This window comes from Haloplanus aerogenes (assembly GCF_003856835.1).
In the GTDB taxonomy this organism is placed as follows: domain Archaea; phylum Halobacteriota; class Halobacteria; order Halobacteriales; family Haloferacaceae; genus Haloplanus; species Haloplanus aerogenes.
In genome coordinates this window covers 761,870-784,578 of record NZ_CP034145.1, presented here as the reverse complement: position 1 = coordinate 784,578, position 22,709 = coordinate 761,870, and the positions used below count along the sequence as shown (strand labels likewise).

The following is a 22,709-nucleotide window of genomic DNA, read 5'->3' as shown; positions in this document are numbered from 1 at the left end:
CCGGGTGCACCGGCATCCTCGGCCGGGACGCGAACGAGCACCCGCCGTCAACCGTCGGGAGCGACTGGCACCCGCCCGCCGGAACGTGGGCGCTGTCGGGCGGCGGTCCGCGACGCCGACGCACGGTGGATGCGGCGGGGGCGACCGGCGCGCCGGCAATCGCGTTCCGGCGTGCCGACACCGACCCGGAGTACGACACGGCCCGCTCCGTCGTCGCCGCGACCCCGGACACCGCGTACGTCGTCCACGAGAGCGAGAAGCGCGGCGCGGCGACGGTCCGAGCGTTCGCGACGGCCGACTGGGTGGAGCAGTGGCACCACGACTTTGCCGGCGATCCGTCCGTGGCGACCGGCGGCCGACTCTACGTCGAGCAGGACGGACGGATCACCGCCCTCGGCGTCGACGGCGACGAACGGTGGCGGACCGACCTCTACGGCCACCTGTCCGGGTCCGTCGGGAGCGCGTACCTGCCCGGCGAGCGGAGCGCCTTCGACGTCCGACTCGTCCCCACGGCGGGGACGGTGTACGTGCTGAGCGACTACGGGTTCCACGGGCTCGCCGCGACCGACGGCACCGAACAGTGGCGCGTTGCGTTTCCGGAGGGGTATCGGAGCATCCTCCTCGGCGCCGCAGTCGGGCCGGACGCCGTCTGGACGGTCGTCGGCGAAGTGGTCTATCGGCTCACCGCTGCCGGCGTCTCGATGCTCCCGCTTCCGGAAATCGGTTTCCCCGCGATGGCCGCACTGGACGACGGCCGCATCCTCGTGACGGCTGGCGGACAGATGGCCGATCGACCGGCGTACACGATGGCGGCCTACGACCCCGACAGCTTCACCGTCGCCGACGATACGTCGGCCTCGGACACCGCCGAGCCAGCGTGGCAGTTCGACGGCCACCGCGGGGTCGACACCGGGATGTACGTACGTCACGGAACCGGCCGTCGCCGACGGCCACGCCCACGTGTGCGAACTCGTCTCGCCCGACGAGACGACGACCCAGCGCGCGACGGTGTTCGCCGTCGACATCGCAGACGGCAGCCGGCGCTGGAATCACGAAGTCGACATCGCCGTCGCGGAGAACCTCGACGGCGTAGCGCCCGCGCTCACGGCGCCCGCCGTCGCCGACGGGACCGTCTACGTCGGCGTCGCTCCGGAGTGGACGTTCAGCCAGCTCCCGGTACCCGATGCGGGGTACCTCGTCGCCCTCGACGCAGACACCGAGACAGTACAGTGGCGCCACGATGTCGGGCTCGTTCCCCGAACGCTCGCCGTCGCCGGCGACTGCTGCTACGTGACCGATATCGAAGGGAACCTCGTCGTGGTGCGATAACCGACGACGCGCGCCGGGCGGATGAAAACGATATCGCTGATAGTGGTTTATCGTGGGTCGAGGATCAGTTCGAAGCGATCGGTTCGCAACGAGCGAAGCGCGTCGCGGGGCGTTTGCGAGCCATCCGAGGCGTCCCCGCAGGCCAGCGACGCTAACCGGGGAGGTGCGGTTCGATTAGTGGGTCGGACGGGTGAGTCTCACCGCAAGTTCGTCACCCGAAGGTAGGATTCGAGCACGTCCGTCTCGAAATCGCCGTCAGCAACGACGAGTTCGTCGCTCGTCGAGCGGGCGGTCGCGGCGACCAGGGCGTCGGGCGTCGAGAGCCGAACGCCGTCGCTCATCGTCCGGTCCTGGAGTCGCGCCGCTTCGAGCGTCGAGGTGAAGAACGGTTCCCGACGTCGAGGTAGTCGATGACGGTGTCGACGCCGCGTAGGTAGTCGATGGTTGCCGACGAGTCGAGAAACGTCATCGGTCGTCCCAGTTCTTCCGGGACTCGCGGACCCGCTCTTTCGCCTGTTCGGCCTCGTCAGTCGACCACGCGCCAGCCTTGATCGGTTCCTCGTCGGCAGCGATACGCGTCAGGAACTCGTCCCACGTCTCGTCGTCACGCTTCAGGTCGTCGAGCAGATCCTTCGTCGACGAATCGACCGGGATCGACGTTCGACTCATGCGAATTCATCGTGAATTCAGCGGTGAGTAGTTTTGTCAGCTACAGCCGATCGACCGTGCAGATGGCTATCGCCAAGTCACGAGTCTCACGTACTTGTCGCCCTTACCGTGGTGAGCGCGGAGCATCGTTCCGGCGTCCCCGAGCGTGACTCGTGTCAAGACCCTCGTCACGCCCAGTCTCGCCGGGTTCGAATCCGTCCCTGCGGTTTTTCCCCAAGTTTTTGCGAGAGAGTGAAACGACCGAGCAAAAAGTGGGTATGGGACCGCCCGGATTCGTACCACGGTCGCTCCACTCCCTGCTTCGAATCCGGTCGCTGTTCATTTCTGGCTCCTCGCGTACGCTCGTCGCACAGAAATGGGACCGCCCGGATTCGAACCGGGGTCACGGGCACCCAAGGCCCGAAGTATACCAGGCTAACCCACGGTCCCGCACCCTCATCTGCACCTCGCGGGCGCTAAAGGATTTCGTTCGGTCAGTCCGCGTCGATCGCACACCCGTCGGTGTACTCGATCTCGTCGATGGAGTCGATGGGGTCGTCGCCACAGACGGGGCAGTCGGGATCTTTGGCGTACGGCACCGTCTCGAACGTCATATCCATCGCGTCGTAGAAGAGCAGGCGGCCGATCAGCGGCTCGCCGGCGTCGAGGAGGAGTTTCACGGCCTCAGTCGCCTGAATACAGCCGACGGTGCCGGGGAGGACGCCGAGGACGCCCGTCGTCGCGCAGTCCGGAACGGTACCGGGTTCGGGCGCCTCGCGGAACAGGCACCGATAACAGGGGCCGTCTGGGTGGAGCGTCGTCACCTGTCCCTCGAATTTGTAGATGGCGCCGTGGGAGACGGGAATTCCGGCGAGACGGCAGGTGTCGTTGACGAGATAGCGTGTCGGGAAGTTGTCGGAAGCGTCGACGACGATGTCGTAGTCGGTCAGGATATCGGCGTTGTCGCGGTCGAGTCGCGTCTCGTAGGTCTCCACGTCCACGTCGGGGTTGAGGCCGGCGACGAACTCCGCCGCGCTGTCGACTTTGGGTCGACCCACGTCGTCGTCGCCGTGGATGACCTGTCGTTGCAGGTTCGAACGCTCGACTACGTCGTCGTCGACGACGCCGAGAGTGCCCACGCCCGCGGCCGCAAGATACTGGATGACGGGTGCCCCGAGGCCGCCAGCGCCGACGACGAGTGCACTCGAATCCAGCAGGCGCTTCTGCCCCTCCGGCCCGACGTCGTCCATGATGATGTGCCGGGAGTAGCGGTCCAGTTGCGTGGCGTCCAGCGAGAGTCCACTCATACTCGATGCTCGGAGGTCGAGGCGGATAAATCCGCGTTGTCCGTGCGTCGGCGTACCGAACCACGATGAACTGCATATCGCGATACGAAATGTGTGGGCCCCTCGAGCAGAGTTCGACGAACCACTGCAGCGAGAGGGTTCGTAGCCGGTCCCTCGAGCGATACTCGCGGATCGTCTCTCGCCAGTATCGACCGATGCAGCCCGCAACGGTGCCGGCACGCGCTTACGAGTCGTACATCACCCGATCACCTGCAGTGCGAGTTTCGGAATGCCGTACAGCACGCCGACCGCGACGACCCCTGCGATCGAGCGGAGGACGAACCCGCTCGCAACGACCAAGATGTCGACGAGGATGACCTGTTTGAGATAGAGCGAGTAGGAGCGTTCTGACCGAAATCAGCGAGAAGAACAGTGAGGAAGAGTGGGACGAGGCCGTACGCCGCAGCGAGGCCGACGACGCCGAGGACGCTAACCGAAGACGACAATGATGGGGACTGACACCCGTCCGCTGGCGAGAGATCGGTGCTGTTTTTCGGGGTGATCTCGATCCGCCCCCAGATCGTTGAGAAATGTAGGGCGCGCGTGCGACGGCCGTGAACGCGACGGTGCCGATGAGAGGGGAGATCCACGCGCCGACGTTCAGGAGATTACACCCCGTTTGTACCACTCCTAGGGAGGAATTACGTAGAGTAACCCCGGACAGTATTACTGGATCGATCGAACTGGAGATCCCGCCCATTCATACGGTTATTGTAAGTCATTACCGGTGGTTCGACTGTCGACTCGAAAGCCGACACGTATCCGTCTCGTGTTCGCGGTCAGTGGAGCGTCGATTGCAAGAGTGCTGCAGGCCCGGTCCCGACTCACTGGCCGAAGGGTGACCGGAGCACCGTCATGAGGGAACGCAACCAGCACGTCCCACCAGATATCGCCCCAGTCGAATATCGATACCGACAGCGACGGAAATCTCGATCATTGTCGAGGGGAGGGTTATTCCAAGAGCACAGTTCCAACCGAGAAGCGTTTCTCACTCGTGAATACGACGTGTCGTGCCATGTGGTTATTCCAGTACGACGAGACGAAGAGAGGAACAATAAAGACACTTCGTTAACCTGTTCAGTGCTATGGGCGGATCGAAACGAGAGACTCCGCAGGGAAGTGAACACGATTTCGTGGTCGTGGCGAGCGGCACCGTAATTAGTCGGACTGCATACATATCATCAATTATTCAAACGAAGTTGGGGCGTGGCGGCCCTCAACCCGAAGCCGTCCGACGACACGGAGGGCGTCGACTTCATCGAGGCGGCCGTCCGCAACGAAGACGCGGGCGCCGAGATATTCGAACGAGCCGATGCCGACGCGGTCGTACACACCGCGGCGGCGTTGCCACTGTGGGACGACGCCAAGGATCACCGCGTCGCCCGGGACCAAGGCATGCTTCGCATCGCGAAGGCCGCGTTGCAGCAGTTCTGAGCGTCGAGCAATGATGCAATTCGTGCGACGGTCAATCTCGCGCCCGCATCGACTGCTGATCGGGCTGCTCGCGGTCTCACTGGGAATGCGACTCGTCCTGATTTTCCAGCCCATCGAAATACTGCTCCACAAGTTCCTTGCGGACGACGCTTTCTACTACTACGCCCTGGCACGGAATATTTCACACGGACATGGAGTAGTATTTAATCAGGGTGTGCCGACGAACGGGTTCCACCCGCTCTACGCGGCACTGCTCGTGCCGATATTCGAAGTTGGCTACTCCTTCGGCGTCAACGTGCCGGTGTACGCGTCACTGATCGTCCTCTCGGTAGTTACCGTATCGACAGCCGTCCCACTGTACGGAATCGGAGATGAATTACATTCGACGACTGCAGGGGTGCTGACGGCGTTTCTCTGGCTTTTTAACCCGTACATCCTGTTCGTCTCACTCAGCGGACTCGAATCGCCGCTACAGATGCTGTTTATCGCCACGCTAATCTGGTATCTGGTAGCGCGAGTAAATCGGCCGATCCCGACACATCGACAGGCAGTGGTCGTGGGAGCACTCGTCGCACTGGCGTTCATGAGCAGGATGAGTAGCGTACTCGCCGGTATCGGCGTTTTCGGCGCTCTCGCGCTCCGTATACTCGAAGATACGGACGACTTCGGCAATCCGATGAACCTGTTGACTCGCCTCCGACCGGTGTTCAAGAGCGGAGTCGTAGCGAGTGTTCTCGTGGCCCCGTGGCTCCTCTGGAGTGTGCTGACCGTGGGACGGCTCACGCCGGTTAGTGGTGCAGCGCTTCGAGTGATACGGCTGGAAGGCAGTACGCCCTACTCGATCCTGGTCTGGGAAGCGATGCGAGACACCGGCCGTTTCGTCTGGAACTACTTCTTTTACGACCTGTTCGCGTTCGGACCGCTGGTTGCCCTCCTCATTCTGGGAGGTATTCTCTTGGTGCTGGTCCGGGGTGAACAGGTCAGGACGCTCGTCGTTCGACTGGATTTCTTGATCGTCGGCAGTCTGCTGTACTATCCGTTTTACTGGTTCTACGAACTGGGCATGCGGCCGTGGTACAGTCTGTTTACGCTGTCGATACTGTCGATATTGTTGGGCATCGCGCTGGCCGAGCTGGTGAACGTATCGCCTCCGAAATCGGTGTCTATCCCACGGGCTGCGGTAGTCGTGCTTCTGTTCAGCGGCCTGTTCGTCGCCTCAGGAGTTGCCCACTACCCGGGGGGAACGTATCCGCAAGAAGTCACGAAATGGGAAGGAGCGAACTATATCGAGAATGAGATACCTCGCGAGGCGACTGTCGGATCGTTCAACACCGGCATCTATCAGTATTACACCCCGAACCACGACGTGATAAATCTGGACGGAGTTATGAATCCGGCCACTTATCGAGCCAACGAACGCGGCGAGATCAGTGACTACATCTGTGAGAGAAACGTCGCGTACATTCTTGATCCCCAAGGGTACGTCCGCGATGTCGAATCCGAGCTCACTCTCACCGAAGTGAGCCGATTTCCGAAGGGAACCGATCGAGGAGGGGGAACGTACATCCTCTATCGGGTCCAGGGATGCAACTGACGTGTATCGGGCACTTCGATACATCCCACCAGTACGTCGCCGGTCTCTTTACCCTACCCGACGAGTCACGGCTATGGCCCTCCACAACCGCCTCCGCCCCTGGCACGGCGTGATGCTCGTCGTCTTCGTCGCCGGGACGGGACTCGCCCTCCTGCGCGCCGGCACCGTCACTGGCGGTGCGATACTACGCGCTGTCCTGTCCGGCCTCTTCGGCCTCGTCGTCTTCCAGTTCACCGTCGGCAACGTGTGGGGGTACGCAGTCGAATACTACAACACCGGCGGGTCGTGGACCGATCTGCCCTTCCTGACGCCGTTCGTCGCCGCCGGCGTCGCTGTCGTCGCCACCGGCATCTACGTCGGGAACGTCGCCGTCGCCGCGTGGGTCGCGTTCTGGGTGTTCGTCATCGTCGCCGCCGTCGTCGCCCTCGGCGCGTGGTTCGTCGCCGGCTACCGCGACGCCGGGGCGAGCTAGTCCGCCAGTTCCGCCATATCCAGCGCGTCCAGCCGTTCCGGCGTCGGAATCCCGTCGTCGTCCCACCCGCGGAAGTCGTAGTACTCGTCCAGCATCGACGACAGTTCGTCCGGCGGGCAGTACATCCCCTCGCTCGGCCCCTCGGGGATGGGTTCGTGCATCACCCGGTGGGAGAGGGTGTCCGTCTCGCGGCGGGCGACGCCGCGCTCGACGTTGATGAGGCGTTCGAGGTTGTAGATCCGTTCGCCGATGCGCTCGACTTCGTCGGTCGAGAGATCCCACCCCGTCGCTGCGTTGATGGCGTCGCGGTAGCGGTCGGTGACGCGCTTGCCCCACCCGGCCTCGCTCACGAACCGACACTGTGTGAGCGAGTCGCCGAGCGCGGTGAAATGCTGGGTGCGCGCGGCGAACGCCGGCGTCCCCGCCGTCGTCTCGGCGTGTTCACCCTCGTACTGGAGCGTCGGGCGGGTGTCGTGGTGGGAGCCACCGCGGGTCCCGGTGGCGTAGCCGATGCTCATGCCCTTCAGGCCGCGCGGGGAGTGGGCCGCGTACTCCAGCCCCTTGGTGCCGTGGAGATACCGGTCGGCCTCGTCACCGAGTTCGTCCGCGAGACGGAACGACCCCTCCGCGAGGCGGTCGCCGAAGCCCTCGCGGTGGGCGGTCAGACGCGCGAGTTCGACGAGGCCATCGGCGTCGCCGAACGCGAGGTGTGGCGAGTCGTCGTCGGTCAGGAGCCCCTCGTCGTAACACTCGCGCGCGAAGGCGACGGAGACACCCCACGAGATGGTGTCCATGCCGAGGCGGTCACAGAGGTCGTTGGCCTTCATCACCCGCTCGGCGTCGAAGGTGTCGGTCATGGTCGCGGTGCCGAACAGACTCTCGAACTCGGGAATCTTCCCGTCGGTGACGCCCTCGCTCTCCACGGTGACGTGTTTGCCGCAGGCGACGGCGCAGTTCGCACACGTCGTGTCCTCGGTGACGAACTCCTCGCGGATGCGTTCGCCGCTGATCGCCTCGGCCAGGTCGTCCGGCGCCTGTTCGACCCGGTTGTTCTGCCGGCCGAGTTTCCCCATCTCGTTGATCGGCCCCACGAGGCCGCTGGTGCCGTAGTTCTGGAGCATCTGCGTCTCCTCCATCAGGGGTTTCATCCGACTCCCGACGAGATCCCGTAGATCACCGTCTGCGGCGGGTTCCGGGCGGAAGTCACCTTCCTCGATTGCTACCGCCTTCACGTTCTTCGAGCCGAGGACGGCGCCCGCGCCGCCGCGGCCGGCGACCCCCTCGCGCATCTCGGAGTCGTGAAGCAGGCAGGCGAAGCGCACCTGATTCTCGCCTGCCGGACCCGCGGCAATCACGTGTACGTCGTTTGCGGCGTCGTCGCCGGCGCGGTCCTCGACTTCGGCGCACGTCTCGTAGGTGTCCATCCCCGCGAGGTCGGCCGCGGGTTCGACACTCGCGCCGTCCTCGTCTACGTGGACGTACGAGAGGTCGTCCGCGGCGCCGTGGAGGACGATCAACTCGAAGCCAGTCGTCTTCTGGGCACGCGGGAAGGTGCCGCCGAAGGTACTGTCGAAGAAGCCGTTCGTCTGTGGGCTGACGAAGCCGACCACACCCCGACTCGTCGACTGGAAGGGCGTGCCGTTCATCGGCCCGACGGCGAAGGTCAGGACGTTCTCGGGGTCGAACGGGTCGGCGTCGGGCGGCACGTGGTCGTGGACCGCCTTCGCCGCGAAGCCATTACCCCCGAGGAATCGACGGGTGTCGTCGGGGTCGATGGATTCGATTTCGGACTCGCCGGTATCGAGGTGGACGTGGAGGATACGCCCACCGTAGACGGGCGGTAGGTCGGGCACGCTACACCTCCGCTGGCGGGCTGGCCCGCCGGGTAGCCGCGGTGGTCGTACGGTGCATGGGTAGGAGTCGACGCTCCGCGCACTAATCGTTTGTCGGTCGTCGCACGGTGTATCTAGTTGAGAGAATCAGCGTGCTGATAGCCAGAAAGCCCCCGCATTCTCGGGACCAATCGCTACTAAACGAAACACACCCGTCGCACCCGCCGTCCTTTTTGCCGCGCGGTGCCGTCGTCTACACATGGACTTCGACTTCGTCCGGTCGGTGGGGATACTGGTCGCCGTCACGGCCCTCGCTACCGTCGGCCTCGCCGGGAGCGGGATGATGGCACCCGGAACCGTCTTCATGATGGTGCTGCCGTCGATGATCGTCTTCGCCGTCGTCGCCTTCGTCCTCGGGATGAAACACGGCGAGTACCGCGCCGGGCGGTAGCCGTTCCGTCTTCTCTGGACCGACAGGGATGGCACCGCAGATCACGCGGATCGAGAGTACAGAGTCCCAGTATCCGCTCGACAACGTCGGCGTCGACGACGACGGGCGGGTGCGCATACCCGAGGGCCCCGGACTGGGCGTCGAGTACGACTGGGACGACATCGAGAGCCACACGACGGGAGTACGCACGTCTACGAGGGATGTCCCAGCGACGAGCACCGTCGACAGGCGTCACATTCTTCGCGTTCTTTTAAGGCTACAAACGAAACTGGAAATTCTGGGAGCTGGTGAGTCCACAACCGGCGCGAATACCGAGCGGGATCGACTCACCGACTGACTATTGCTTTATCTACTGACAGATACCTCGAAAACACGCGAAAAAGAATAGCGCAGCCGCTACCGAATCAGTGGACCCGGCGTGAGAAAAGCGTTACCCGAACTCACGCAGGAAGTCGCCCAACGCTCGCACGAACGTCTTCGCCGTGATCACTGGCGGCGACCGAATCGGCTTATCGAGCGCGACCTTGATCAAATAGTCTGTGAGCCGCCACAGATTATAGATCAGCGTCGACAGCGCGAAGTTACACAGGCGCAGCCGGTAGTCCGTCGACGAGGTCTTCGGCAGGAAGTCCTTGATCGACTTGTACTGGTTCTCGATGTCCCACCGCCGACTGTAGCTGTTCACCACGCTCGCAATCTCCTTGGGTTCGACGTGGTCCTCGTTGGTCACGAACACCGCGTACTTCCCGTCAGCATCGTCGCTCGTACTCGGCGTGTAGAGGAACTCCGCCTCGTGATGGATTTCGCCGTCGATCCCTAGCGGGACATCGTGTTTGACGGCCTTGTCCGCCGTCGGATGCGCTTGGATATCCTGAATCGCCGCCAAGTCATCTTCGTACGTCGGCACTGGGGAGAGATACGTGAGCCCACGCTCGTGAACGTTCGCGTACACACGATTGGCGTAGAACCCACGGTCGAACATCACTATGTCCAGGTCAACGAACTGCTCTGCTCGGTCGAGCAATCGACTCACCAGGTCAGCTTTCGAGTACGACGGCGAACCGTCGCGCTCCCACGTAGAGTCTTCTTTGACCGGCTCAATACCGAGGACGATCGGTGCATGGTCGCCAACCAGCGTGATAGTAGCGTACTTGTACCCACGCTTGTACTCGCCGTCTTTCTTGTACCCGCTCACCATCTTCGGGTAGTCTGGCTTCGCGATCCCCGCCTCCTTGTCCTCCCACGGCCAGACGTGAAACTGCTCGTGGGTGATGTCGATGGCTGCAACGGTCTCACGAGAGTCGAAGGGATCGTCACCACGGATCGAGTTGATGATGTTTTCCGTCGCGGCGTTAAACGCCGTCATAATCGCGTCCCGAATCTGGTCGATCTCGGGCATCGAATCATCGTCCTCGAAATCTTCGAACGTGAGCTGCCCGTCGGACGCTTCGGGCGTCGCAATCTTCTTGATTGTGCGTAGGAACGTCGAGTCGTCACAGATGAGTTCGTCGTCGGTGAGCCAGCCGTACTCGGCTTCTGAGTGGGCACTGCCGTTGTTCGCGCAGATACTCGCAAACATATCCAGCATCACCTCGTCGGAGTACGTCTTGTGGGCCGCTCGGTGGGTGTCGAACTCAGGGATGACGTGCTTTCGAGCAAGCGTTAGTGTCTTCTGGGCCTTCTCCTTTTTGTACTCATTCGCACTTTGTGACCCTTCCTCGGTTTCTACGGAGACTGACGGAACAAGGCCTTCCGTGAGAACATCATTATCAAGAGCCACTTGCCGGACGCCAGCAACCGTCCGATTGAGGACTTCCTGAGTGTCCTCGCTGAACTGCGCGTGCGTGTACGAGAGTTGTTGCTGGGTGGGCGTATTCGAGAGATCGGTAATGTCGAGGTGGAAGCTCTTGACTAAGCTCGGCTCCCGACCGAGCCGTTGCGCTAATTCGTTCTGTGAGATGCCTCGAATTCCTCTGAACAGGAGCGTGCGGAACATCTCGTCAGTTCCAAAGGTTACGCGGTTCTGATCGCGGGTATCCCCGAGGTTGGCGACGGGGATCGATAGCTGACGAATAACGTCCCAGAGGTGGTCTTCACGTTCACAGAGCGTCTCCGCGTGGACAATGATTGAGTCAGCGACAGCCGATGGATCAGTCGCCATTGAGCCACCTCCAGGGCGAACCACTCCGCTTCTGAGTCGTGATCGACCCAATACTGGAGTGATTCTGTATAGATATATCTGCTGAGTAGGAGCGAAGAACAGTATAGAGTAGAGTGGAAATATAGTTGAGCATTATCGTCGATTATCTGCTCTAAGCTTGTACCGGGCGACATATCAAGTGGTATGCGTGCTGTAGTTAGAGAATCGGTTGTAGCTTCAATTCGATATAGATCAAGAATCAGTTTGAGTCAAATTTCAGTTGGGTTTATAGTGATGTGGGGCGAACCGGGAGTACGATGGGCTTGGACGAACTCGAGGCGTTTCTGCGGAAAAAGGGTGCGCCCGAACTAATCACGGAGATCGGGACGGGAACAGCGACATTCAACGCTCTCGATGATGCGGTTTCAGTGAGCGGGTCGACGGTGTCCTCACGGCTCTCAGAAGGTGTCGAACACGATATTTTTGTGGTGAGTCATCGGCCAACTGAGCACGGAACGGAAAAGCGGTATGAGCTGACGCTGCTTGGGCGTCGGATCTATGATTGGGCACAGAAGACGGAGTTTGACCGGAAAGTCAGAGAGTTGCGGCGTGTGCGCCACGAGCGAGAGACAACATTCGAGCAAATGGTCGGAAAACTCAGTCGGGATATGGAGATCCGCAAGATGGTCCTCGACATGGACCCCTTGGAGGACATGGACGTAGACCTGCCAGAGGGTGCATCTCTCGTGCAGAAAGAGCCGTCAGAGGAAGCGCGCCGTGAAGCCAAGTTCGAACGGATGGAAGAATCTCTTGAGCCCATCACGGACGATCAAGCCGAAGAGACTAGTGAGTGAAGACGAACCCCTGAACGCTAAGTATAGACGACCTACTTCACAGCCAGAGTGAAACGTAGTGTCCCTTCACCTACTTTGTGCCCCTATTTTCCCCAGGTGTAGGTGCGTAAGCCGGAACCTTGTTGATGAATGTAAACTCGCCGGTTCTGTGGAAATCCTATTCTTCAGACATAACATAGCGTGCAACAGCCGCTCAGTAGATGTGCGAATCTACTGATTCAATCTGTAATCAAATATTCAGGCTGGTGGCTCAACTGTCTCGCTCAAAGACTGTGCTGTTCGGGTCGAACCGCGACATCACACTTAGTGGGAGTAGCGAAAATATCCCTACAGCGAGCGTAGATACGAAGAAATACACGGTGGTGAATCCGGGTGCAGACCCTTGCGCTAACGCGACTTTTGTACTTCCAAGCGCGCCTACCACAATTGCGCTCGAAAGGAGGAGCATTGACATCGAGTGTTTTTCTTCACTAATGAGTCTCCCTGAGATATAGCCTGCTGGAATTGGGAGCATAATGAGGGATAATTGAATTTGATTCCCCACCAATAGAGGTATCGTCAGTGGAGTACCATATTCGGGCGGTTGTATCCCCAAATCATAGTACATGACTCCAACACCGACGACGAAGAGAACAATTACTGTCCCCAACGCATTCAAATATCCTTTCCGTACGGAGATTGGCTGCAAAAGAGCGGTCAGAACGCCGAGTACGGTGTATCCAACACCGATTCGGAGTAATATCGGGATTGCTCCCTTTCCATAACCTGTAGAAAGACCTCCCATAGCAATAGAAACACACAAAAGTACAAGACCTACGCTCGATAATACGAAGGCTTGCTTATTCACGTTAAATTACAGGTGATGTCGCATTAACTGCTTTGTGGGCATTCTTTGTTTCCTTCTTTCACGATGTGATACCCGCCACCTCTATAATGAACTTTCGAACGGCCTATTCACTGGGTTTGGATTGAACAGGGAACCGAAACAGCACCCCCAGCCCAAGGGCAACGGCACCGAGCGGAATGAGGATGAGCACAGGTGTCGGGATTGGTGCAATAGCCTGATCAACCAGTTTGAACAGCACATAACTCAGTCCGAGTCCCAGCACGACCGTGTGGAGAGCGAGCGGATATCGAATGTTCCGTCGCTGAAGCCACCGCCAGCCCACAAAGGCGACGCTGCCCCCCGCGAGAACCACTAGCCCCATGAGAATGGCTCTGAGTCCCTGCGTTATCCCTCCTTGGAGCGGTTGCGATGCCACGATTGCAACGACGATTACGCCGCCCCCGAGTAGAAGGAGCATCGTTGCGGGGACCCGAATATATCGTTCTGTATCCGACTCTCGATCGACGAACCAAACTCCGCCCGTAATGAGCAAGGCACCACTAGCGAGAAGCGTACAAACGATCGCCAGCTGCTCAGGCGGACTATCTCCGATTCGTGGCCCAGCGGCAACGGTGAGCAACCCACTGATGAGACCGACCACGATCAACAGAGCGTGTGTGGTGAATCGTCGCATGATGTGTGTTCTATGACTATTTGACCGGTGTTATCGTCGTTGACGAACATGCTCTTGCGGTGACGAGCGGGAGTGAAATCCATGCGATTGTAGGACGATCGGCTCTGTTGAAATCCTCAGAGAGTTACAGGTTCGCCCGGTAGTGTGACCGAATGCAGGCCCTCCCGAAGTCACGATTACTCCGGTTCGTCGAACAAGCAATGCACTTAGCCCGGCGAGCGGTTGCTCGCTACTCCTCGAAGTTCTCGAAACGGCGGTACACACTCCATCAACACATTGCCCTGCTCTGCCTCAAAGTTCGGAAGAATACGACGTATCGGACGCTTCTCGACGAACTTATCGAGATGCCCCGGATTCGGAGTGCCCTCGATTTGGAGGAACTCCCGTCCCCTTCGACGTTGTGCAAGGCGTTCAATCAGCTTGATATGACCGTATGGCGCGTACTGCTCAACCTCTCGGTTGCACTCCTTCCAACCAACGGTGTCGTCGGTATCGATGCATCCGGTTTCGACCGGAGTCACGCCTCGAAACACTACACGAAGCGAACGAAGTTGACGATTCAGCAGTTGAAAGTCACACTTCTCGTGGACACGAGAGCGAATGCTATCCTTGATCTCCACGTGACGACGACCAGAAAACACGACTCGAAAATCGCGCCGTCGCTCATCAAGCGGAATATTGGTGAAGTGGCTATTCTCCTCGGTGACAAGGGATATGACGACCAGAAGATTCGCGCGTTAGCCCGTGAGGAGAATCTTCGTCCGCTTATCAAACACCGAGAGTTCTCGTCACTTCACAAAGCGTGGAATGCTCGGATGGATGCTGATCTCTACGGTCAGCGTAGTCAGAACGAGACGGTAAACTCCCGGCTCAAACGGAAATACGGGGCATTCGTCCGCTCAAGGCACTGGTGGAAACAGTTTCGGGAACTCACTATCGCCTGTTTTACTCATAACATTGACCGATCACTCTAATTGGTAGATGCAGGTGAAAGACCTATTGCGTGTTCATATTGTTGCGGCCAAGTAGGGACTCAAACCAAACGACACCACCGAGAAGGATTCCAACGAGTAGGACACCAAGCAGTATTAGCAGGAAACGAGCCGAGTACCAACCAGCACCCATAAGACCAGCCGAAAGGGCTAACAGGATAAGGAATACTCGGCTGGCAAGATTACTCATATCTCCTGTCCATGGTGCATACTTAGCGGTAAAGGAATTGGTTACGCGAAGGAGCGTGAACCGGCCAAGAAGGTACACCACGACAAAGACTCCAATGAACATGACGAGGCTGGTCCACGGTTCAGGTCCACTTTGAATCCCTGTTTGAAGGGGGAGTATCATATCTCTCAATTAGACGACGAACGACTAATAACTATCTCACCGGTGTAACGGTGACTACACACGACCGATGTACCAATAGTTTCACCGAGAGTAGTGTCTACGTAATAGGATTTCAACGGAGCCATTTTTTTCCAAGTCAACATTCAAACCGAAGACAGAGTGAACATCCGTGCTAAAGAACTGGAAAGCCAAGAGGTAGTATATAATAAGACATATACATCAAAAGGAACCGTAGATGTTGGCCGATCTTTAGAAGAATCCACTGACTATCGTATTATCGTTCGTACTAACGGAACTGTACAGTGGAACGAATCAGTTCGAACCTATGAGGGGTACGAACTCCGTGTGGAAGAGAATGGGACGGTGACTGTCGTCAGTCACTTGGAAGCGTGATGGCGTGGGATACTCACTCGAACGACTGTACTGAGTGATTCGAGTCAGGATATGTCTCTTGCTGAGGATTTCAACAGAGCCTGTATTCTGTATGAGCGTTCCAGCAATTGGTAAGCTCTCAGGGAGGGAGGATATCGTCGTCAAGGAACTCAGAACAATCCACAGGAATACTGGCCCACGCGTACTTGACGACCTCGTATCCCGTCCACCCTTCCGTCCTAATCATCTCGCCTGACGCCTCACAGAACTCTGCCTTCGAAATGAGTTCGTTATCGAAGAGAACGTAGAGTAGATACGGCGGGCCCACAACGTCAATGTCGTATCCGTGGTCGTCAACCAGTCGCCTGATCGATCGGCGTGCGGCTCCATCGAGCAGCGAGACGACCTGATACGAGTCGCCGTGTTCGGACAGTTCTTGCTTCAGCGATTCTTCACCGGCATCCGGGCCGTGTGGCCGGGGAACGACAGTCACACACGACCACGATGAGGACTCGTCGTCTAAGTGCGCAAGCACGCGCTGGCTGCCTCGTTTCAGATACTGTTCGCGGCTGCCTTCCGGCGCGTGCGTGTTCGAGTTGACATGGTTCTGCAGTTCGTGCTTGCAGACGTTTGTGGTCGTGAGAGCGAGCGACTCCGCCAGTACGTCCCATTGATCGGTGTTCGCAACGGCGATCAGGGAACTCGTATCGGCCAGGAGTGGGTGGCGAGGGTCACTCGCCATCGCTATCAGCAAGGAAGGCCGACGTATCTCGCTCCATTGCCGACTCGAATGCGTCCTTCTCTGCTTCCATTTGGTCGATCTTCTCCCCGAGGAGAACCCGAGCCACGTCTTCATCGATTTCACCGCGACTGTATCGTTCGTAGACCGTAATCTCGTCCTGTTCGTCCAACGACCGGCGGAGCATCTCAACCAACCCGGTCCGAGCAAGTTCGCTCACATTGACGCCACCAATATGAACCTCATCAAGCAGCTCCGCAGCCTCTTTTTCGGCCCCGGCACGAAACTGAATCGTTTCATCGTAGCTTGAACCGCTCATGGAGAAGCCTTCGCCGCGAAAGGAGTTATATGTTATGACGTGTAAGGACTTGTTAGTACATCTTTCTTTGACACCTCAGCTACACGAGTTTGATCTCAATTTGTGGTCGCTGTCGATTCCTCTCCACAATACTACAGTATTCTGACTAAAGAGGCCTTGACCGAGCTATTTGACATCTCTGAGCCGGCGATGATCCAGATATTGTTGGAGGATTGGTGGTTTGTAGGTTACTACATTCGGAACTTGTGAGGCGTCACCAACCGAATTCGATATCGCGACATACGATTTATCGGACCGAAAACCGACGCACGGCTGGTCGGTGGGGAGAAACGGAGAGGAGAGGGCGTTACTTGCCGCGACGCCGGTCGCCGTTGATGCTGGGTCGGGTGTGTTCCGTGCCCTTGCCGCGCTTCTGCTGGCCGCGACCTTTCTGACCCGCGCTGGTCTTGCCGCGGAACGCCCGGCCGCGGTGACTGTCGTCACAGATCCAGTTCAGGTCGTCGTCGTTCTGGATGGCGGGATGCTCGGGGTCGACGAGGATCACCTCGTGCCACTTCTGCGAGCCGTCCTCGCCCACCCAGTAGGAGTTGAGCACGCGGAGGTTGGGGTACTTGCGCGCGGTGCGCTCTTCCGCGATGCGCTGGATGCTCTTGCGGCGACCGATGCGGTTGACGCCCTGCCGCTTCGAGCGGCGACCGGCCTTGAATCGGCGCTTGCGGGCGCCGCCCTTGCGGACCGAAGTCCGCACGACGACGATGCCCTGTTTGGCCTTGTAGCCGAGGTTGCGCGCCTTGTCGAGGCGGGTCGGGCGCTCGATGCGCTCGATGGCGCCCTGATCGCGCCATTCCTGTTTGCGTTGCCACTGCAGTTCGGCGAGTGCCCCGTCGTCGGGGTTCTGCCACGCGTCCCGGATGTGGGAGTAGAAGCTTCGTGCCATGGTTGTTGCCCACGGGCGCTTGCGATTCAACGCCGCCGAGTGGCGGGTCACATGTCGTCCCGACGAGTCGGGTGCCCGCTGGGGCCCGTCGACCAGCGAGTTGTCGGTGCTACCAGACGGTTGGGGTTAAGAACTTCGACTTGCCGCGAACTCTCTGACCGTCTCGAACTCACCGGCGGTAAGGGCGTCGGCGACGGCCGCGGTGTCTACTTCGGGAACGACGGCGGGATACTTCCGCCGGAAGAAGCCAACCAGATTCTCCACGTCGCGTTCGAGGAGTTCGCCGGCGTTGGCGTGGTCCGTCGACACCGACTGGGGCCAGTCGAAGATGGTGATGCCGGACTCCGCGACGGCGACGTTGTGTTCGCTGAGGTCGGCGTGGACCATCCCCGCCTCGTAGGCCGTCGCCACCTCGTCGAGTACGAGATCGAGGACGCCCACAACCTGCGCGTCGTCGAGTTTCGCCCGTGCGAGTTCGACGCCCTCGAACTTCTCCATCAGGATGGCGTGGCGGTTGTGATCGATAGGGCGCGGGACCGACACGTCGGGGTAGAGCGTTTCGAGCGCGTCGTGTTCCCGTTCGGCCGCCTTGCGCGCGGTGTAGAGCCACGAGACGTGGTGGTGATCGGCGGTGTACTCGCGTTCCTTGTTCACCTCGCGGAAGTTGGTGTAGCCCTCACGGTGGAACTTGAGGGCGAGCGGGCGGTAAGACTGGGCCTCGTACACGTCGCTTTCCTTGCCGACGCCGAGCGGTGCGCCCACGCCCTCGACCGTGTCGCGCTCCGCGAAGGTGTGGAGGGCGAGAACGTCGTACCCCTCGAAGGTGAGCTGGTAACCCTCGTACTGGATAGTCCGGCGCTGGATCAGGTCGCGTTTCATACACCGGTCCAGCCGGTAGTCCACCTCCTCGGCGGTGAGGTTGGCGTAGTCGGGCAGTTTGTCGCGGTTGACCCACTCGCTGAACCGCATCCCCTGCTCGACGCCCGAGAGCAGATAGAAATCCTCGGGGTCGAGTTCGGCCACCACGCTGGCCACGTTTTTCACCATACTCCGACTCCGCGCGCGAGGGACAAAAGCCCCCCGCGTCGGGACCGTATATCGTATGTCGCGATAGGAAATCGAGGGGCGTCAGCGATACGAGAGTCTCGTGGCGCTCACAGTATCGATGTCGGCGGGCGAGAAGTGGCCGCTCAGTCGTCCGCCGTCGGCGGCGTCGCGGGCACTGCTTCGGGCTCGGGTGCCGGTCCGGCTTCCCGGACGGCCTCGGACGCCGCGGTCCACGTCAGGTCGCCGTCGTAGTGGAAGACGGCGTGGTCCTGCTGGGGGTCGACGACGCTCAGCGACAGCCACCCGTTGTCCAGAAGCGTCCGGACCTGCTCGTGCTGTGCGAGAAGCTCCGTCACCCGCTCGACGGGCGCGTGGATCAGGGTCGAGAGGCGGAGGGGCTGGTGGAGGGGGTCGTCGTCGGCCGCTAACACGGACTGGAGGGGCAGGCCGGTCATCAGGTCGCCGCCGTTGCCCTGGTAGACGCCGACGTTCCCGACCGGGTTGTGTGTGATCTTCGACCCGCTCCCGTAGACGGCGGTGTCGACGGTCGAGAAGTAATACTGGGTGTTGATCCACTGCGTGACGACCAGCGGGCCGGTCAGGATGGCTTCGAGGGCGTCGCCGTCCGGGTCGGTCGACCAGTCGTAGGAGTGGAGGAACGCGCGGCCGTCGAGGTCGAGGTCGTCGGTCAGCGCCCGCGGGCCGACGACGAACCCGGCGTTGCCGGCGAGACCCCACTCCGGACGCGTCTCCGCCCAGTCGGCGGCGCGGCGCTCGACGTCGCGGACGCTGCCGGTGCGCTCGGCTGCCGCACCCGCCCGCGCCGTCTCCAGAACGTCGCGGAGGTGGGCGATGTCGTCGTCGTGACTCTCGGGCACAGCGTCCGCGAACAGCGTCACCTCGTCGGTCGTCGTGTTGTGTTCGGCGGCGACGAAGACGGTGTCGTCGGGGATGTCGAACCCACGGTCATCGAGGGCGTTCCTGACAGCCGGGTCGTTACAGATGGTGGCGAGGACGCGCGCGTTCGGCCCGCCGGGGTTGCCGGCGCAGGCGCCACAGTCGAGACTGGATTCGTAGGGATTGTTCGCCGTCTGGCTGGCGTGGCCGGCGAAGACGACGAGGCGGGCGAACTCCTCCCAGCCCATCAGGTCGAACGCCGTCTCGGCGTAGGACACTTTCTCGTCGAGGGTCAGCCCTCTCGGGAGCGCACCTTCGGCGTCCGGGTCGTGATCCACCGTCGGCTCGCAGAACTCGTGTTCGTCGGGCACGCGGTCGTCGACGGTGTCGATGGCGTCGTAGACGCGGCCGGGCACGAGCGTCCGCGCCGCCAGCGCGGCGCCGTAGCCGACGCCGGTGTTCTCGACGAAGCTGAACGCCGTCGCGGCGTTCGACTTGATCGCCTTCAGGAGGTGGGTGCCGGCGTCGGTGAAGCGGACCCAACGGTCGTGAGCGGTCTGCGGGTCGTCGTCGGTCGGCCGGTCGTCGATGCGGTACTTCGGGTCGAGGATCGGCGGGCAGGCGTCGACGGCCACGTTCGATCCGTAGGACTCGTGACGCATCGGGATGCCGAAGAAGCCAGCGTAGCCGTGGGTCTCGTACGCGCCAGCGGCCTCGATGTGGCGGCGGATGCGCTCCGAGCGCGTGTCGATACAGAAGACGAACTGGGCGTCGGGGCGGCCGTCGTCGTCGCTGTCGTCGTCGGCCAGCGACGCGCTCGCGTCCGCGACGGCGCCGACGAGGTCGTCCCGGTACGTCGCCTCCCACGCGCGCAACCACACTTCGGGGAGCGGCGGGCGGTCGTCGGTCGCGTCGTCGGCGTCGGCCGTCGCACGCGGCCCCGGATCGACCGGCGCGCCCACCTGTTCGGTCAGGAACAGGCGGACGGCCAGATAGCCCGGGAGCGTGATCGGGCAGGTCGACTGCCAGTCGCCATCCGTCCCGGCGCGGTGTTTGACGAATCCTGTCCACCCCGGCAACGCGGCGAAGTGGTGTTCGAAGATGGCTTCCCACCGCCCTTCGGGGTGGTCCGCGAGCAACTCGCGGACGGCGTCAGTGGGGTGGTCGGGGAGGCCCGTCACGGCATCGCGGTCGGGAATCTCGCGGTCGTAGCGGGCCGCGTGGCGGAAGGCGGCGTAGAACCCGCGCTCGCGGTTCGGCATCGGCCACTCCGCCCGCCCCTCGTCGAGGAAGGCCGCCAGCCACTTCGAGAGGAAGTGGTCGACCCGGTCCTCGGGCGTCGAGTCCGAATCCGGGGGCTCGTCGGCGTCGGCGGTGTCCATCCGCGCCAGCAGCTCCTCGGGGTCCGCGCCGGTGTCGTAGCCGCTGTCGGCGAGTTCGTCGGCCAGTGCGTCGGGGTCGATCCCCCCGTTCTCCCACGCCCCACGGAACACGTCGACGCTGGGGTACCCCCGGCCACCGAACAGGTCGGCCGCCCGGTCGACCGCCTCGGGAAACGGACGGTCCTCGAACCCCGAGAGCGGGTTGGCAGTCACGAACGAGTGGAGCGGCCAGACGGTGCCGACCGATTCCGCTGCGCGCTCGATACTATCGCGAATCGCTGGCTCAGTACTCATTGTATTCCTCCGTCGACGTCAGCACGGTGTCGGTTGGTGGGGACGCGGCGTTCGACAGCATCACGTAGAGGCGCGTACTCGACCGGTAGACGCCGCTCTCGATGGCGACGTAGGCGAGGACGAACCCGGCGGCGACGGCGCCGTGCACGGGCGTCAGCGCCGCGGGCGCCGTCACGACCGGGAGGCCGACGAGAGCGGCGGTGACGAGGTGGTAGGCCGCCGCGTAGCCGGCGATGGCGGGCAGGAAGACGAGCGGCACGGCGCCGTACCGGACCGTCGCCGGGAGCGACGTGTGCTGGAGCATCTCCCGGGTCGCGCGGAACGTCGTCAGGACGACGAACAGCGCCAGCAACAGGCCGCTGTCGAGCGCGGTCCCCTTGCCCGTGAGGAGGGCGAACACGGCGCCGCCGGCGACGGCCGTGGGGAGCGCCACGAGGAGGTCGGTGGACGTGTCGCCGTTCGATCCGCCCGCAGTCGTCGGGGTCGTCCGTTCGACCCGACTCCCCGACGCGAGGAACTGGTAGGCCTTGTAGAAGCCGTGGAGGATCAGGTGCGTGATGGCGGCGCCGAAGAAACCGAGGCCGGCCTGTGCGATCATGAAGCCCATCTGGCCGACCGTCGAACAGCCAAGTTGACCCTTCACGTCCGTCTGCACGGACTTCAGGAGTTTGCCGAGGAGGGCGCTGACCGCGCCGACGACCACGATCAGGAGCATGAAGGTCGGATCGCGGACGGCGACGGGCGCGAAGCGCACGAGGAGGACGCCGCCGGCGTTGACGAAGCCGGCGTGCATCAGCGCGGACGCCGGCGTCGGCGCCGTCATCGAGGAGAGGAGCCACGTGTGGAAGGGGACAAGCGCGGACTGGATCATCGCGGCGAGGAGGAGCGCCCCGGCCGCGACCAGCCAGTACGACTGCGGAACGGCGTCGACGCCGGCGACGACGCCCGAGACGGTCGTCGCGCCGGTCGCCAACCACAGCGTCAGCAGGGCGACGGCGAGGAGGCCGCTACTCGCGAGGAAGTACCGGCGGGCGACCGACGCGGCGGCGCGGGCCTGCGGCCAGCCACGGATGAGGCCGATCAGGTCGGCCATCAGCAGCCCCATCGCCAGCCACGCGGCGGCAAAGAGCGCGAGGTGGTCGGCCGCGACCAGCGCCATCACGACGAGCGTGAACGCGAACACGAGGGTGAAAAACCGCGTCTCGTGCCGGCTCCCGGCCATGTAGCGCCGCGAGTAGCTGTGGACGATGCCGCTGAAGAAGGTGACGACGACCCACATCACGACGGTCAGCCCATCGACGGCAGCCACGCCCGGAAGTTCCCACGCCCCGTCGAATCGGAGTCGCGCGACGAGTGCACCGAGACTCGCCACCCACAGGAGCCACACGAGTCGCGTGAAGACCGCGGGGGCGAGCGGCGTCGATGTCGTCGTCTCCGGGAGCGATCCGACCGTCGTCTGCTGATCCGAGCCTGTCATCGTTCGTGTTGTCGACCGGATGCGCCTACCAGCGAGCGGTATCGGTCATCTCTACCCCATTCTACGAACAGATTGGTTATTAAATTCTTCTATTTGATCAAAATGTTCTGTAAAAATATTATTATAGAACGTTATGGTTTCTGCCTGACGACCGAGGACGGTGTACGGACGGCGCTGCGGGCCGGAGACGGCAGGTGGGGGAGCAACCGAGGCGGGGCGCTGGCGTCGTGTATTACTGAATCGTTCGAAGAACTCGTGTTTTGGGAACGATTCGTGATTCG

21 protein-coding genes, 1 tRNA gene and 1 pseudogene are annotated in these 22,709 nt (G+C 61.5%); 8 read left to right on the top strand and 15 right to left on the bottom strand.

Features of this window, described 5'->3' with window-relative positions; genetic code table 11:
- Positions 1 to 47: 47 nt before the first annotated feature.
- A complete protein-coding gene (locus tag DU502_RS18130) occupies positions 48 to 929 on the bottom strand; it encodes a hypothetical protein (protein WP_158601142.1) in 882 nt (293 codons plus the stop codon).
- Positions 930 to 960: 31 nt separating this feature from the next.
- Here DU502_RS18130 and DU502_RS04135 point away from each other — a divergent pair, with 31 nt between their 5' ends.
- Complete coding sequence (locus DU502_RS04135; RefSeq protein ID WP_158601143.1) at positions 961 to 1,329, top strand: outer membrane protein assembly factor BamB family protein; 369 nt, start codon at positions 961 to 963, stop codon at positions 1,327 to 1,329.
- Positions 1,330 to 1,526: 197 nt separating this feature from the next.
- Here the strand turns inward: DU502_RS04135 and DU502_RS18610 are convergent, their stop codons facing one another.
- The 4 genes from DU502_RS18610 to ubaA form a co-directional block, all read right to left on the bottom strand.
- On the bottom strand, positions 1,527 to 1,670 hold the full coding sequence (locus DU502_RS18610) for a PIN domain-containing protein (RefSeq protein WP_241966783.1): 144 nt from the start codon (positions 1,668 to 1,670) through the stop codon (positions 1,527 to 1,529).
- 124 nt (positions 1,671 to 1,794) lie between these two features.
- Entirely contained in the window at positions 1,795 to 1,998 is a 204-nt protein-coding gene (locus DU502_RS04125) for a hypothetical protein (protein WP_121919647.1), read from the bottom strand.
- Positions 1,999 to 2,354: 356 nt separating this feature from the next.
- Positions 2,355 to 2,427, bottom strand: a tRNA-Pro gene (locus DU502_RS04120).
- Positions 2,428 to 2,471: 44 nt separating this feature from the next.
- Positions 2,472 to 3,284 (bottom strand): SAMP-activating enzyme E1, encoded by an 813-nt coding sequence (gene ubaA, locus DU502_RS04115; protein WP_121919648.1) that lies wholly within the window; start codon positions 3,282 to 3,284, stop codon positions 2,472 to 2,474.
- A 1,206-nt stretch (positions 3,285 to 4,490) separates the two neighbouring features.
- On the opposite strand from ubaA, the gene DU502_RS04110 reads away from it, so the two are divergent.
- The 3 genes from DU502_RS04110 to DU502_RS04100 all read left to right on the top strand — a co-directional run bounded on the left by DU502_RS04110 (position 4,491) and on the right by DU502_RS04100 (position 6,823).
- Complete coding sequence (locus DU502_RS04110) at positions 4,491 to 4,757, top strand: NAD-dependent epimerase/dehydratase family protein (RefSeq protein ID WP_121919649.1); 267 nt, start codon at positions 4,491 to 4,493, stop codon at positions 4,755 to 4,757.
- 85 nt (positions 4,758 to 4,842) lie between these two features.
- The gene (locus DU502_RS04105; protein ID WP_158601144.1) at positions 4,843 to 6,351 is read left to right on the top strand and encodes an ArnT family glycosyltransferase; all 1,509 of its coding nucleotides are present in this window, start codon (positions 4,843 to 4,845) and stop codon (positions 6,349 to 6,351) included.
- A 73-nt stretch (positions 6,352 to 6,424) separates the two neighbouring features.
- Positions 6,425 to 6,823: a hypothetical protein gene (locus DU502_RS04100; RefSeq protein ID WP_121919651.1), complete on the top strand. Its 399-nt coding sequence runs from the start codon at positions 6,425 to 6,427 to the stop codon at positions 6,821 to 6,823.
- Here the strand turns inward: DU502_RS04100 and DU502_RS04095 are convergent.
- Positions 6,820 to 8,676 (bottom strand): aldehyde ferredoxin oxidoreductase family protein, encoded by a 1,857-nt coding sequence (locus tag DU502_RS04095; RefSeq protein WP_121919652.1) that lies wholly within the window; start codon positions 8,674 to 8,676, stop codon positions 6,820 to 6,822. The genes DU502_RS04100 and DU502_RS04095 overlap by 4 nt on opposite strands.
- Positions 8,677 to 8,914: 238 nt before the next feature.
- On the opposite strand from DU502_RS04095, the gene DU502_RS04090 reads away from it, so the two are divergent.
- Positions 8,915 to 9,106, top strand: coding sequence for a DUF7333 family protein (locus tag DU502_RS04090; RefSeq protein ID WP_121919653.1), 192 nt, complete (start codon positions 8,915 to 8,917; stop codon positions 9,104 to 9,106).
- A gap of 91 nt (positions 9,107 to 9,197) precedes the next feature.
- Positions 9,198 to 9,304 (top strand): annotated as a pseudogene (locus DU502_RS19020) (mandelate racemase); the annotation flags it as partial.
- 232 nt (positions 9,305 to 9,536) lie between these two features.
- Here DU502_RS19020 and DU502_RS04080 read toward each other — a convergent pair.
- A complete protein-coding gene (locus DU502_RS04080; protein WP_121919654.1) occupies positions 9,537 to 11,267 on the bottom strand; it encodes a transposase in 1,731 nt (576 codons plus the stop codon).
- Positions 11,268 to 11,563: 296 nt separating this feature from the next.
- Between DU502_RS04080 and DU502_RS04075 the strand changes: the two genes are divergently transcribed.
- Positions 11,564 to 12,100, top strand: coding sequence for a hypothetical protein (locus DU502_RS04075; protein WP_121919655.1), 537 nt, complete (start codon positions 11,564 to 11,566; stop codon positions 12,098 to 12,100).
- Between the two features lie 250 nt (positions 12,101 to 12,350).
- Here the strand turns inward: DU502_RS04075 and DU502_RS04070 are convergent, their stop codons facing one another.
- A complete protein-coding gene (locus tag DU502_RS04070) occupies positions 12,351 to 12,947 on the bottom strand; it encodes a hypothetical protein (RefSeq protein WP_124897013.1) in 597 nt (198 codons plus the stop codon).
- Between the two features lie 825 nt (positions 12,948 to 13,772).
- Between DU502_RS04070 and DU502_RS04060 the strand changes: the two genes are divergently transcribed.
- The gene (locus tag DU502_RS04060) at positions 13,773 to 14,594 is read left to right on the top strand and encodes an IS5 family transposase (protein WP_121919657.1); all 822 of its coding nucleotides are present in this window, start codon (positions 13,773 to 13,775) and stop codon (positions 14,592 to 14,594) included.
- Between the two features lie 22 nt (positions 14,595 to 14,616).
- On the opposite strand, the gene DU502_RS04055 is transcribed toward DU502_RS04060, so the two are convergent.
- From DU502_RS04055 to DU502_RS04025, 7 genes are all read right to left on the bottom strand, one after another.
- Positions 14,617 to 14,964, bottom strand: coding sequence for a hypothetical protein (locus tag DU502_RS04055; protein ID WP_124897011.1), 348 nt, complete (start codon positions 14,962 to 14,964; stop codon positions 14,617 to 14,619).
- A gap of 511 nt (positions 14,965 to 15,475) precedes the next feature.
- Positions 15,476 to 16,078: a hypothetical protein gene (locus DU502_RS04050; protein WP_121919658.1), complete on the bottom strand. Its 603-nt coding sequence runs from the start codon at positions 16,076 to 16,078 to the stop codon at positions 15,476 to 15,478.
- Positions 16,068 to 16,394 (bottom strand): hypothetical protein, encoded by a 327-nt coding sequence (locus DU502_RS04045; protein WP_121919659.1) that lies wholly within the window; start codon positions 16,392 to 16,394, stop codon positions 16,068 to 16,070. Before DU502_RS04045 ends, DU502_RS04050 begins: the two co-directional genes overlap by 11 nt.
- Positions 16,395 to 16,740: 346 nt before the next feature.
- Positions 16,741 to 17,331, bottom strand: coding sequence for a 50S ribosomal protein L15e (locus DU502_RS04040; RefSeq protein WP_121919660.1), 591 nt, complete (start codon positions 17,329 to 17,331; stop codon positions 16,741 to 16,743).
- Between the two features lie 126 nt (positions 17,332 to 17,457).
- The gene (locus tag DU502_RS04035; protein WP_121919661.1) at positions 17,458 to 18,378 is read right to left on the bottom strand and encodes a serine/threonine-protein kinase RIO2; all 921 of its coding nucleotides are present in this window, start codon (positions 18,376 to 18,378) and stop codon (positions 17,458 to 17,460) included.
- Positions 18,379 to 18,521: 143 nt separating this feature from the next.
- Positions 18,522 to 20,951, bottom strand: a complete 2,430-nt coding sequence (locus DU502_RS04030; protein ID WP_121919662.1) for a DUF2309 domain-containing protein — start codon at positions 20,949 to 20,951, stop codon at positions 18,522 to 18,524.
- Positions 20,941 to 22,428: a proton-conducting transporter transmembrane domain-containing protein gene (locus DU502_RS04025; protein WP_121919663.1), complete on the bottom strand. Its 1,488-nt coding sequence runs from the start codon at positions 22,426 to 22,428 to the stop codon at positions 20,941 to 20,943. The genes DU502_RS04030 and DU502_RS04025 overlap by 11 nt, the downstream gene beginning before the upstream one ends.
- Positions 22,429 to 22,709 lie beyond the last annotated feature (281 nt).